At 36.1% G+C, this 13,331-nt stretch carries 12 protein-coding genes; 3 read left to right on the top strand and 9 right to left on the bottom strand.

All coding sequences use genetic code 11. The features are described 5' to 3' along the window. Positions 1–22: 22 nt before the first annotated feature. The gene (locus CP357_RS07835) at positions 23–547 is read right to left on the bottom strand and encodes a PTS sugar transporter subunit IIA (protein ID WP_098037005.1); all 525 of its coding nucleotides are present in this window, start codon (positions 545–547) and stop codon (positions 23–25) included. Between the two features lie 116 nt (positions 548–663). On the opposite strand from CP357_RS07835, the gene CP357_RS07830 reads away from it, so the two are divergent. Beyond that, positions 664–1,140: a nucleoside 2-deoxyribosyltransferase gene (locus CP357_RS07830; protein WP_025005587.1), complete on the top strand. Its 477-nt coding sequence runs from the start codon at positions 664–666 to the stop codon at positions 1,138–1,140. 477 nt (positions 1,141–1,617) lie between these two features. Next, positions 1,618–4,635: a TIM-barrel domain-containing protein gene (locus tag CP357_RS07825; protein WP_098037004.1), complete on the top strand. Its 3,018-nt coding sequence runs from the start codon at positions 1,618–1,620 to the stop codon at positions 4,633–4,635. Between the two features lie 33 nt (positions 4,636–4,668). Here the strand turns inward: CP357_RS07825 and CP357_RS07820 are convergent, their stop codons facing one another. From CP357_RS07820 to CP357_RS07795, 6 genes are all read right to left on the bottom strand, one after another. Next, positions 4,669–4,884: a hypothetical protein gene (locus CP357_RS07820; protein ID WP_014918111.1), complete on the bottom strand. Its 216-nt coding sequence runs from the start codon at positions 4,882–4,884 to the stop codon at positions 4,669–4,671. Positions 4,885–4,953: 69 nt separating this feature from the next. Further along, a complete protein-coding gene (locus tag CP357_RS07815; protein ID WP_098037003.1) occupies positions 4,954–5,775 on the bottom strand; it encodes an alpha/beta hydrolase in 822 nt (273 codons plus the stop codon). Continuing rightward, on the bottom strand, positions 5,747–6,532 hold the full coding sequence (locus tag CP357_RS07810; protein ID WP_087236029.1) for a YibE/F family protein: 786 nt from the start codon (positions 6,530–6,532) through the stop codon (positions 5,747–5,749). The genes CP357_RS07815 and CP357_RS07810 overlap by 29 nt, the downstream gene beginning before the upstream one ends. Next, positions 6,529–7,662, bottom strand: a complete 1,134-nt coding sequence (locus tag CP357_RS07805; RefSeq protein ID WP_098037002.1) for a YibE/F family protein — start codon at positions 7,660–7,662, stop codon at positions 6,529–6,531. Before CP357_RS07805 ends, CP357_RS07810 begins: the two co-directional genes overlap by 4 nt. 103 nt (positions 7,663–7,765) lie before the next feature. Continuing rightward, positions 7,766–8,506 carry a MerR family transcriptional regulator gene (locus CP357_RS07800; RefSeq protein WP_098037001.1) on the bottom strand — a complete coding sequence of 247 codons (741 nt, stop codon included), beginning with the start codon at positions 8,504–8,506 and terminating at the stop codon, positions 7,766–7,768. Between the two features lie 27 nt (positions 8,507–8,533). Then, entirely contained in the window at positions 8,534–9,616 is a 1,083-nt protein-coding gene (locus tag CP357_RS07795; RefSeq protein WP_098037000.1) for a D-alanine--D-alanine ligase family protein, read from the bottom strand. Positions 9,617–9,770: 154 nt separating this feature from the next. Here CP357_RS07795 and CP357_RS07790 point away from each other — a divergent pair, with 154 nt between their 5' ends. After that, entirely contained in the window at positions 9,771–10,967 is a 1,197-nt protein-coding gene (locus tag CP357_RS07790) for a CAP domain-containing protein (RefSeq protein ID WP_143468452.1), read from the top strand. A 75-nt stretch (positions 10,968–11,042) separates the two neighbouring features. On the opposite strand, the gene CP357_RS07785 is transcribed toward CP357_RS07790, so the two are convergent. After that, the gene (locus CP357_RS07785; RefSeq protein WP_098036999.1) at positions 11,043–11,780 is read right to left on the bottom strand and encodes an amino acid ABC transporter ATP-binding protein; all 738 of its coding nucleotides are present in this window, start codon (positions 11,778–11,780) and stop codon (positions 11,043–11,045) included. Beyond that, positions 11,773–13,257, bottom strand: coding sequence for an ABC transporter substrate-binding protein/permease (locus CP357_RS07780; RefSeq protein ID WP_098036998.1), 1,485 nt, complete (start codon positions 13,255–13,257; stop codon positions 11,773–11,775). Before CP357_RS07780 ends, CP357_RS07785 begins: the two co-directional genes overlap by 8 nt. Positions 13,258–13,331 lie beyond the last annotated feature (74 nt).

Here is a 13,331-nt window from a genome sequence, read left to right as displayed (position 1 = left end):
TTGAGAATTTTGATCGTTCTTTTTATGGCCTAGGATTTAGTTTTTTCCCAGACACTTCTTTTTTCATAAATTTTTGCTTTAAAAATGCATAAATCGCTTGCGGATCGGTAAAATTAAATACTTCCCGCAATTCATTAGCCGGAGTATCAGCCAAGAAATCCATTACGCTAGCTAACAACTTAGCCTGTCCATCAGGATCATTGTCCAAAAGCATAAACAAGAATTTTACTTCTAATGTTTCTTCAGACTTAATCATATTATGAAAAAGAACCGGTTGTTTAAGTGCTACTGGCACAATCAAACGCGTATTTACAAACTCACCTTCCGTGTGCGGCACTGCAATATTAGGAATATTTTGACCTAACGTTTTAGTATCTAAACCGGTAGGAAAATTGTGTTCACGTTCAACAATATGTGATAAGAAGTTACCTTTCACATAGCCTCGCTCAAGCAATTTATCATAAACTTCTTTTAAAACTAAGTCCTGCTTTAATTGATCAGACACAAAAACTGCATCTGAAGCAAAAAGATTTTCAGTATTGGTCATTGAATTTTACCCTCTATTATGGAATTACTATTTTTAGCGTAAGTTAACAAGACGTTTTTTTCAATTGAAAAGATGTTAAAGTTAATTCATCAGCAATTTTTATGAGGGTGAAAATTATGGAAAAGAAAAAGACTTTATATTTTGGTGCCGGTTGGTTCAACGAAAAGCAAAACAAGGCTTACCAAGAAGCTATGGCAGCTTTAAAAGAAAATCCAACAGTTGATTTAGAAAATAGCTACATACCTCTTGATAATCAATACAAGGGTATTCGCGTTGATGAACACCCAGAATACTTACACGATATTGAATGGGCTTCTGCAACCTACAACAACGACCTAGTAGGAATTAAGACTTCTGATATCATGCTTGGCGTATATTTGCCAGAAGAAGAAGACGTTGGCTTAGGTATGGAACTTGGCTACGCTTTATCTCAAGGTAAATACATTTTATTAGTTATTCCTGACGAAGATTACGGCAAGCCAATCAACTTAATGAGCTGGGGCGTCTGCGACAACGCTATTAAGATTAGCGAATTGAAAGACTTCGACTTTAACAAGCCTCGTTACAACTTCTACGATGGTGCTGTATATTAGCAAACTAAATGACCTATCGCTTAAAAACTGCGATAGGTCATTTTTTAATATTATTCGTCATGTATAAATTATCTTTCCTAAATAAATATATTCCAAGCGATTTTCCAAAAAATTATTATTCTATACCCACTTCATATGGAAGTCCGAGTCACTTATGTAAATCATATATCACTTGGCTATATCATTTTATTACTAAGTTGTTGTTTAGCCTTCAATGCCCATTGGTATCACAAGTCTTTCTTTATATCTGACTAACTACACTAACTATGTCATTGGACTCACCTTTTCTTTTTTTATTTTATTTCTTAATTTCTTTACACTCATAATATAGCACATTTTTCTCAAAAGTAAAAGCGCTTACATTAAAATTAGAAATTAAATTTTGATTGACTATTGGCCTTTTAGCATAATTGCACAAAAAGTTAAGATTTTTTCGCTATAATATATGGTAACAAGTTTTATTAGGAAGAAAGCAATATGACACAAAATCAAATAGAAAGACATCAATTAGGTCAACTCATCGGTGCAAATAAACGTGATCATTATTATGAACTTCATTATTCCACTGGAGAAGTTGCTCGTCTTTATATTTTAGCTGACGGAATATTCCGCTATTTCCTTGATCCAGCTAAGGAATTCGACGAAAATCATTCTTCTTTCGTTGACCTGTCTCAATTTAATAATAGTTACTTTGAAAAATCTAAAGCCAAGGCCACAAGTGATTCTTTAATCATTCAAACTGGCAATTACCAATTGATTTTTCAACAAAAACCTGCGGTGATGACTATTTTTGACGAGACTTTACACCGTAGTCGTTTATCTCAACTTAGTCCACTTGAACTAAGCAGCAACCAAACAACAGAAATTCTAAAGCAACACAAAAATGAATTTTACTTTGGTGGTGGGATGCAGAACGGCTACTTTAGTCATAAAGGTCAAGTCATTCAAATCGAACGCGACCACATTACGGGTAAAGGCGGAGTTTTAACCCAAGTACCATTTTTCTGGGCTAACTCCGGTTTTGGTGAATTAAGAAATACTGAAACTACTGGTAGCTATGATTTTGGTAAAACCAATCATGATGCCGCAATCTTAACTCACAATAGTAAGTTATTTGATACATTTTATTTATTAGGCAACTCACCTAAAGATATTTTGGCTAAGTATTACCTTTTGACGGGTAAACCATTAATGCCACCTAAATATGCTTTGGGTCTGGGTCACGTAGGAAACTTTTTGACTACAATGTGGCAGCCGGGGGAAGCTAAAGAACGTAATGCTACCATGTTCGAAGATGGCAACTATTACACTAGAACTTCCAATCCTGAAGACGCTAACGGTAAGGCCTCATTGAATGGAGAAGAAGAATATCAATTCTCCGCTCGTGCAATGGTTGATCGTTACCAAAAAGAGCATTTCAAACTAAGCTGGATTGTTCCTAACTATCAAGTACAAGATATCAATGCGGAAGCAATGACTAGCTTCAGTGATTATGCTGCAAGTAGAGATGTTAATGCTGGCCTTTGGAGTGAAAATCAAACGCCGAAGGCAACTCCAGATACTACGTTTATTCAAACTAACACCAGCGATCCAAAAATTTTGAAAAATGATGCTTTAATTTTACGTGATAATCTTAAGCGTAAAAGACCTCTCATTTTTTCAAATACAGGAATTGCCGGTAGTCAAAATAGAACGATGCTCGCCTTTGGTGATATTGGAGGCAACTGGGAAAATATTCCAACTCAAGTTGCTGGCTTCCTATGTGCTAGTCTATCTGGCCAACCTTTAATTGGTAGTGCCGTAGATGGAACCGCTGGCGGTGGTAATGCTCAAATTAGTATTCGTGATTTTGAATGGAAGACTTTTACACCACTACTCTTCAGTCTTGATGACCAAGGCAAATTCAGTAAAACGCCATTTGCATATAACAATAAGATGACGCAAATCAATCGTGCTTACTTACAATTGCGTGAACAATTGCAAACTTACATGTACACATTGATCTATCGTGCTCAAGTTGGTGAACCAATCATGCGGCCTTTATTCTTGGAATTCCCACATGAACAAGTCAATTACACCCCACAAGTTAGCCATGAATTTATGCTTGGGCCTAACTTGCTCATTTCACCAATTGTTAATGGCCGAGAAGACGGTAATGGTAATTCTAGAAAAGATAATCTTTATTTACCAAACCACCGTACGATGTGGATTGACCTGTTTGACGGCAAGAAGTATTTAGGTGGTCGAGTTTATAATAAACTTTCATATCCATCTTGGCATTTACCAGTCTTTGTTCGTGGCGGCTCTATCTTTGATTTGGGCGAACGCAACTACGTTCTTTACCCACAAGGTCGCAGCAAGATGGTTACCTATGACGATAATGGTTACAACGATTATTCAAGAAACCATGTTGCTACACAAATTACTAGTGAACTTGAAGCAAGCAAACTCAAGATTACGATTGATCCAACTCAAGGTGACTTCAATACCTTCCAAACAGAAAATACCACTAATTTGAACATCATGTGCGATGGTTATCCTGATGGCTTAACCGTTAAAATTAATGATCAAGTCATCGACATGCAAGAATATGGCACAGTCGATACATTCGCTCATGCTAAGGAAGGATTCTTTTTTAATACAAATTACAGCTGGTTGCCTGAATTTGATCAATATCAAGAAAAGAAGCAAACCGCTTTGCAAATCAAGTTAGCTAAGCGCGACATTACTGATTCCAAGATTGAAATTATTATTCGTAACTTCAAGTATGGTAATGAGACTTTAGTACACGCAATCACTGATTCATTATTGCGTTCACCTAAGCAGCCAGCAGTTGATCCAGAAAAGATCAGCTCACATTCACTAACAGTAGTTTGGCCACAATTGACTGATCAAGTTCAAATTGAAGTTAATGGCATTTTGCATGATGGTATCGATGGTAGCTCATTTACCTTCCATGGATTGGCTCCTAATACTCGTTACAGTATGCGTTTGCGTTATGTTGCTAAAAACAAAGTTTCTGAATGGTCAGATCCATTTGGTGCAATCACTAAACCAGATCCAATGAATTTTGCCATCAGAGATATTCAAACTACTAGTAACATGACTAGTCAAAAAGATCATCCTTTGAAGTATTTGACTGATCTTAAACTCGCTAGTGAATGGGAAACTGTTAATGGCGTCAGTGAAGATCAACCGCTTGAATTAACCTTCAAGTTTAATCAATTGGAACACTTAAGCAGAATGGTTTGGGTTCCAAGGAAGATTGATCATCAAGGTGATCCTATTGAAGTCAGCGTAGAAACTTCTGTTGATGGTACTAACTTTAAACCATATGGCGAACGACTTACTTGGAAATCTGACAGCAAGAATAAGGTTGTTGGTTTAAGAGACGTCGAAGCTAAGGCAATGAGAATCAGAGTTTACAAATCATCTGGTCCGATTGTTGCAGCTGAAGAGGTTATCTTCTTTAAAGAAAAAAAGAATAATGATTAAGCAAAAAGAGCTCTCAATATGAGAACTCTTTTTTTATTGCTTCATTTTATGCTTTTTAACCAATGATGATATCCAACCACTAAAGTAAAACAACGTAATTAACACAAATTGCGCATCAATTGAATAAGCAAATAACTTAAAATTCAAGATCAAAGTAATGATCAGCCATACGCAATACAGCGCTTCAAATGGCATGATCAAGCGATCGATTTTACGATTCTTCAAAATAACGTGATAAATATCATGCATAGTTTCACCAGCTTTAATTTCATTTGTTAAGTACCAATTTTACCACAAAGCCGATGACTTAATGCTTTTCTACTCGCCCCATTCGCTTCTCAGCCACTCCATCGCTAAGTTAAACCAATGAGCCGCATGTGGATTTTCCTGCCATTCACGGCCCTTAGTTTGGACGTTATGACGTGCTAAAGAAAAGCCATGATAGCCATGATTGAATAAGTGTGCTTCAGTTTTGACATTATTCTCATTCAAAGCACCAATGTATTCAATGGAATTGCCAATCAAAACAACTGGATCATCCCAAGCTTGGAAAATAAATGTATCTGGTGTTTCACGTGTAACACCTAATGCACTATCTAATAATTCCGGTTCTACTGGCATCTTATCTTTTTGATCATCTGGGATTGTAAAACCAATTTTCTTAATATCGATCAATGGATAACCTAGAATCGTCTTATTAGGCAATACATCATCTTTGTTAAAACCATATTTACTTTGATAATCACTGCTTAAAGCCATGTTATTAGCTGAACTGACCACATGACCACCCGCAGAAAATCCAATCGTTAAAATACGTTTGGGATCCAAATGATACTCATCTGCGTGCTCTCTAAAATATTTAACCGTAGTAAGTACATCAAGACCAGCATCTGGATAAATTTTACCTGGATCTTGTACTAAGTTATATTCCATAACCACGCTATTAAAGCCTTGATTATTAAAAGCGAGTGCTACTGGTTCGCCTTCTCTTTTAGATAAATGATTAAAACTCCCACCTGGAACCACAATTGCTAAAGGGCGCTTTTGTTCCACTAATTCTGGATTTTGATCCAGCACATAAGTATGGATCTTAAATTCACGCTTATTAAAATTAGTTATGATTAGATTTTCTACTTTCATTTTTTAGTTCCTTCTTACTCATCCCTCTAGACAACATAAATGATGACAGAGGCACTGTTAAAATAACCCCTATTAAAGAATACATGATAATTAAGGCTTCATTAACAAAAAGTTTTTCATTAAGGACTTCACCAATCGTATAGTGCAAACGGAAATACCATAAAAACAGAGCTAAAAAGCTACCGAACATCCCAAATAAAATTGTGTTCATTGCAGTACCTAGCACGTCAGTACCAATGGCTGTACCGCTACTCATTAATTCTTCTTCGCTGATATTTGGATTATGCTTTTTAATTTCAAGTAAACCTGAACTCATCGCTACTGCTGCTTCCGCAATTGCACCCAAAGTTGAGAAAACTGCAACTGTAACAGCAATCATTGGATAATCTAATCCTGGCATTTGTGATAAACCAACTAATAATTCCCCTGCTTCTGGGCCAAGACCCGCAGCTTGAGCAAAATATTGGCATCCCCAAATAAATAGACTAATAACCAAACACACAATAAAAGCAGAATAAAATGAGTTTTTGGCAACTGTATAATCATGCGTACCTAAGAAAATGATCGTAACAAGTTTTAACGGAATAAAAATCAAAGTTAAAATTGCAATATTAATTCCCCAAGAAATCAGCATTGCTACCAAAATCAGCAATATGGTATTGATTAAAACACTAAAGAAACTCCGGATTCCCGTTTCTCCGCCAACAATTGTCATCAAAATAGCTAAAACAACAATTAATGCCATTAACGTACTCATTTATTCTCACCTTCTTTTTTAAACAAACTCTTCCAATCTCGATCCTTCAAGAAGAATAAACTGCATCCCGTCGCAAAGATAACCGTCAGCACGATCCCGATCGCAGAAATAACACTCTGTGTGGCTCCTAGTGACAGCGTAAAGCCAAAAGTAGAAGCTAAGGTATTGTTATCCCTTAAGTACAAAATCGTCTCAGGCAAAGCGCCAGCGATGAAGATCAAAACCAAGACATTGATCAATGGCCCCATGATTTCCTGTCCCATGGTTCGACCACTGTGTACTAATTGCCGAATAGTGATATCTTTTTTAGTTTGGATCAATTCATACAAACTAGAAATAATGTCGGTTGCCTCATCCATGACGGCACCTAAAATTCCGATCAAAGTCTGAGCTAAGAACAACCCACGAGGATCTTGCGTTGCATAATCTCCCGTTTCATATTTCATTTCTGATTCCCCAGTCACATGCATAATTACATAGCATAGAGCAAAAGAAACAAAAATTCCTAAAATAGTTGCTAGCCAAGTTGCTAGCATTTTTTTATTAAATCCTTGAACAATCAATAAACTAAAGAATGACAAAACAATATCAGCTAAACCAAATAGCAAGATAATGTGTGTCCCATTTAGATGAACATCCCAAATAATGACTAAATAGAACAGTGCCCAGCTAATTGCCATAGAAATTACTAATGCAATTGAGTGCATCCCTGATACAGCGATCATTAATGCCACTGTAATTGTAACTACCATCACTAATACCCAATCTCGCTTTGGATTAACAATGGCAGGGTCTCCCTTTTTAATATTGACAAAAATACGCTGACCAGCACGATACTGCTGTGTCGTTAATTGAGAAGGATAATATACATTTTTAGTGGCATATTTTTCTCCTTTATGCTTACCAGATAATACTTTTAAATGTAGAATCTGTTGTCTAGTTTGATCCTGATTCTTATAAACATCCTCATTTTTTTCAATCAAAGTATCTTTAATCTGACTATCTGTAATAACCGCAACCTCATCCTTTTGATAAATATCAGTTGCAAAATAAGTTAATACTGTCAGAATAGCGCCAACAATTGCAGCAATCACTGCAGCTGTATAACGCTTTTTCCATTTAAAATTCAAAGTAACAACTCCCTATTTCTTTTTCATAGTTATTACTGTAAAACAAAAGGCAGCCCGATGTTAGGCTACCTTTAAATTCTTTACTTTTTTGTTTAATTCTTTTTTAAAACTTAAAGATTTTTTGCCACCAATGTTCCTTAGTTTCTGGAAGTTGCATATCTTCTAAGGTACGATGAACATTTGCAGTTGCACGTTTTTTAGCATTTTCCTTTGCCTTAGAAATAATTTCGTCATGCATTTCTTCTTGACTCTTCTGCATGTCTTCCTTTACTTCTTCGCGTTTTTCTGCAGCATTTTTTGGTTTTTCATCGTCATCATCAACAACACCAGAAATATCAGGTAAAGCGGCAATTTTATCGCTATTATCTTTTGGTGCAGCAAGTTGCTTTTGCGCTTCAATTAAATCTTCATTTTGTTTTTGAATGACATTTAATTGCTTTTGCAAAGAACTAATCGCCTCATTTTGATTTGAAATAGTCTTTTGCAAAGTATTCAAAAGCTTAACTACCTGCTGTGTGTCCATCACATCGTTAGAAGTATAGCGAACAGGTTCTTTGACTTTAGGCTCTTCACCTTTTTCACTAACAGCATAAATTTGACGAGCCGCCTCTTGCAAAGTCAAGCCACTATTCTTGGACAAGTGATGGAAAGCCTTCAGATCGTCAATATCCTTTTGATGATATAGACGTGCTTTCTGCTTGGTCCGAGCAAAATAGTTTGAATTGCCCGTTACTTTTTCCACAATTAAAGAATATTTTCTCAGTGTGGCTACACTTATTCCTAATTCTTTTGCAGCTGCCTTAGGTGCAGCGAGTTCTTCAAAATCATGCTTATTAGTCGTCATTAAAATCTACCTCTATAAAATTCGGTATTAATCGTGCTTGTGAAGCAAAGTCTTCTTATGGTCAAAGCGTTCCATTCCTACTTCAATTAAACGCGTAATTAATTCAGTGTAAGGAACTCCTGCTTCTTCAAACAACTTAGGATACATACTGATATTAGTAAAACCTGGAAGGGCATTAACTTCAGTCAATACTACTTTACCACCTGGAGTAAGCATAGAGTCAATTCTAGCCATACCACTACATTCAGTAACTTCATAAACCTTACGAGCATTTCTTCTTACAGTGTCAATAATTTCTTGTGGCAAATCTGCAGGGATTTGTAACTTAGAAGTTGAATTGTCATCGTATTTGTTCTTATAGCTGTAGAATGAGCCTTTTGCATTGGTGATTTGTCCTACACCTGCTACAATTGGCTTGTCGTTACCGAGAACGGCAGTTTCTACTTCAGTACCAGGAACAGTTTCTTCAACTAATACCTTATCATCGTATTTAAATGCTTCTTTTAATGCTGCTGCATATTCATCAGCGTTAGTTACATGGCTAACACCAACTGATGAACCTTGGTTAGATGGCTTAACAAACATGTCACGACCAAGTTTTTCAGCAACCTTTTCATAATCAAGTTTATCATTATTTTTGTCATCGTATTCAAAGCGTTTAATTGCGATCCAGTCAGCAACAGGAACGCCAACCCTTTGAGCTAAAATTTTGGTAAATTCCTTGTCCATAGTTACAGCAGCAGCTAAGACATCATCACCAACAAATGGCTTATTCATCAAACGGAATAAACCTTGTAAAACACCGTCTTCGCCTAAGTTACCGTGAACAATAGGGAAAAAGACATCGATTTCTGGTAAGTTTTCTAATTCAATTAAATTAGAAATATTATGAACCTTGTGTGGGTTCTTTACTTGATATGAAGGATCTTCCAAAACTTTGAAACTTTCTTCTTCGTTTGCAAAGTAGCCTTCATTAGTAATCCAAATTGGGTGTACATCAAATTTTTCTGTATCGATTGCTTTATAAATGTTACGACCTGAAACAATTGATACTTCATATTCTGATGAGTTACCACCAAAAATTAATCCAACTTGTGTTTTTTTAGTCATTGTTTTATACCTCTTTTAAATGTTACCAAACCTTTATTATACGCAAAGAATACCAGAAAAACTTAAAATTATAGAATATTTTTCACTAAAGCCTTTTCACAATAGTTTATAATTAGTTAAATAGACTACAAGATCCTAGAAGGGAGTTAAAAATATGCTTCTACGGAAAATCTCGATCACTACAATTGCAGTGATTTTATGTGTGCCATTTATTGGACAGACTGCAAAAGGTGCAACTTTTACTACTCAAGAGATTAATGAAGTGCACAATTTTCAAAAAGAATACGGCAATCTCAATAAAACTCGCTATAATATTAAAAATATTTACGCTAAAAAGCCACATTTAAAGAAGAAATTTAATGCAGGAGCTTTAAATCCAAAATATATTCAAACACAAGTCGATTACATTAATTATTATCGTTCCCTATTTGGCTTACCAAATGTAACTGCAACCACTACTTTTAACAATAATGCTCAAAAAACTGCGGCAGTAATGGCTGCTATCAATGCTAATCCTTTTGTTAATCAACATGGTCTCCCTAGTGAGAAAAGACCTAGCTATATTTCAAAGGGAATGTGGAAATTAGCTAAAGATACTTCTGAAACATCAAATCTGAATTTCAACGTTTCACATCAATCTGCCGGTGACGTTATCACAGATTTAGTGACTGACCACTATAACTTAACTGGATCAGATACAGGCCACCGTGCTTGGCTTCTTTCAACCCGGTTAACCATTACTGGAATCGGAGCAGCATACGGCAAAAACGGCTATCGTTATTCGGTCCAAAAGGTGCTCAACACTAACGATATGTTTCGAGCTGCTAGTCAGCCTGTAGTTGCCTACCCTAGCATGCGATTATTTCCAGTAGAACTGGCTAAAGGGAATAAAACTGTTTGGTCAATTTATTTATCTGACAAGACTGTGAACTCCAAACCAGAAATATCTATTAAAGATTTAGATACTGGTATCACAACTATCGCTACTCACGTTAAAAATTATAGTTCTAGCGGCTATGGCAACTTTAAAACAATCATCACCTATTCACCAGCAAGTACACAAATTATAGCTGGACATGAATATGAGGTTGATATTAAGGGCGTTTATAAATATACCTTCAAGCTATTCAAGCAAGATGGTACTAACGATACTACTAATTACGCCACGGCTCCTGTAGCTCACCAATCCACCACTTCTTTAAGTAATAAAACGGAAGTGCAGTCACCTTTACTAAAGCAAAATAAAATTCTGCGTGCTGTTATTATGCCTAGGGCTGCAATTCTGCCAAATCAATCCAACAATTTACTTAATACTTTAGCTATAGACGGATGGCATCAAATTTTTTTATAAGACAGTACGCATTCAAAAATCTCATCATCACAGAATGAAATAAAAAAATCCAAGCGTTTGCTTGGATTTTTTAGTTTATAAAACTTTGGATAAGAAATCTTTAGCACGATCACTAGTAGGATGACCGAAGACCTCTTCAGGAGTTCCTTTTTCTTGCAAGTAACCATCCGCCATAAACCAGATTTCATCAGCCACTTCACGAGCAAAGCCCATTTCATGGGTGACAATTACCATTGTCATCCCTGAATTAGCTAAATCTTGCATTGTCTTTAAAACTTCCCCAACCATTTCAGGATCAAGTGCACTAGTAGGTTCATCAAATAGCATCACTTCAGGATCCATCGCTAAAGCTCTAGCGATCGCTACACGTTGCTGTTGGCCACCAGATAAACTAGCAGGAAATTGCTGCGCACGGTCAGCCAATCCTACTTTTTCTAAAAGCTTTAAGCCTTTTTGTTCAGCTTCTTTTTCACTGATACCTTTAACTTTCATTGGCGCAAGCTTTACATTTTCAATTACATTCATATTAGGGAAAAGATTGAAGTTTTGGAAAACCATGCCCATTTTTTCTCGTAATTGATCTAATTCTTTGCCATCTTTTAAACTAGCTAAATCCGTACCATCAAAAACAATCTTCCCAGCTGTAGGATGTTCCAATACATTTAAACAGCGTAAAAAAGTACTTTTACCAGAACCAGATGGGCCGATAATACAAATTACCTGCCCTTTATTTACGGTTGCTGAAATATCTTTTAATACTTCATTTTCACCAAAGGTCTTTTTTAAATGTTGAATATCAATCATTTTAGTCATTGTGTTTCATCCGTCTTTCGAAATAGTTAAGCAGTCTAGTCAAAGTAAAGGTCATGATGAAGTAAATAATCATCGCAATGAATAATGGCAACACACCACGGTAAGTTGAGGTTTGAATAAGTTCAGTTTGGTACATTAATTCTGTTACCCCAATTACGGAAACTAATGAACTGTCCTTAAGTAAAGTGATAAATTCATTACCTAAAGCTGGCCAAATATTCTTCAATGCTTGCGGGATAATTACATAACGGTATGCCTTGGCTTGACTTAAACCAAGAGATCTAGCTGCCTCAGTTTGACCCTTAGCAACTGAAGCAATACCTGATCTAATATCTTCAGCAACATAGGCTCCTGAGTTAAGTCCAATCGCAATAATACCAGCAACTAAGGCAGATAAGTTTGAAATAAGAGCACCAACACCAAAGTAAACGAACAGAATCTGAACCATCTGCGGCGTACCACGAATAAATTCAATGTAGCAAACCGCAATCCAGTGCAAAAGCTTGTTTTGTGATAAACGCATTAGGGCTAAAAGCATCCCCAATACGATACCAATTAAAACGGAGAAGACAGTGATAATAATGGTGTATTCGATCCCCTTAACAAAGTATGGAGCATATTTTGCCATTGTATTAGTCTTTTGTGCCGTCTTCATGTATTTTGCAGCTTCAGGCAAATACTTTTTGTTGATCAAATCATCTTTTTCAACGCGCTTAATTGTCTTATTAACTGCCTTCACTAAGCCGGATTGTCCCTTAGCAATAGCTACCGCGTTCCCAGCTTGTTCTTCACGTAAATCGCTTCTAACAGCCGTCAAGCTATTGTCATTTTTAGCATATGCTTTAGCAGTTAATTCTTCCATTACCACGCCTGACATTTTGCCAGACTTCAAAGCCAAAACTAAGTTATTGATCTTGCCTAAACCCTTGGCTTTAGACTTCTTCATTTGAGACTGAATCAATTGATATTGAATACTCCCAGTTTGAGCACCAACAGTTTGACCAGCAAAGTCTTTAATCTTCTTATACTTAGCTTGATCGCGCTTATTAATTAAAAAATACTCACCACTTGGCTTGTAATAAATCTGTGAGAAGTCTACACTCTTTTTTCTTTCAGGATTTGGCGTCATAGCAGAAATAACCATGTCAACCTTGCCTGTTTCAAGCGCTACTAATAGAGAATCAAAGCTCATATTTTTAATTACAAGCTTAGCGTGCAGATCCTTGGCAATATCCTTAGCTAGTTCAATATCTACCCCTACATACTTGGTATTGCCATTTACACTAGTAGTAAATTCAAGTGGCGGGTAATCCGCAGAGGTGCCCACTACTAATTCTTTCGACTGCTTAATCTTTTTCATTACAGAGTCGCTTGCTACCTTTTTATCCGCGGCAGCAACTGGTTGATTAAACAAAAAAAGAGTCGAAATTATTGTAATGAAAGCAAGAAACAAATTAATAATCTTTGCCTTTTTCATAAAATTCGCCTATTCCTTCGAAACTGTCAAATCTTTTGTGTAAATAGATCTTTCTCGTAAATTGATTTTTTAAT

Source organism: Lactobacillus sp. UMNPBX6 (genome assembly GCF_002553975.1).
GTDB lineage: Bacteria > Bacillota > Bacilli > Lactobacillales > Lactobacillaceae > Lactobacillus > Lactobacillus gallinarum.
Note: the sequence above shows the minus strand (reverse complement) of the source record. Positions and strands in the feature narration are given on the sequence as shown.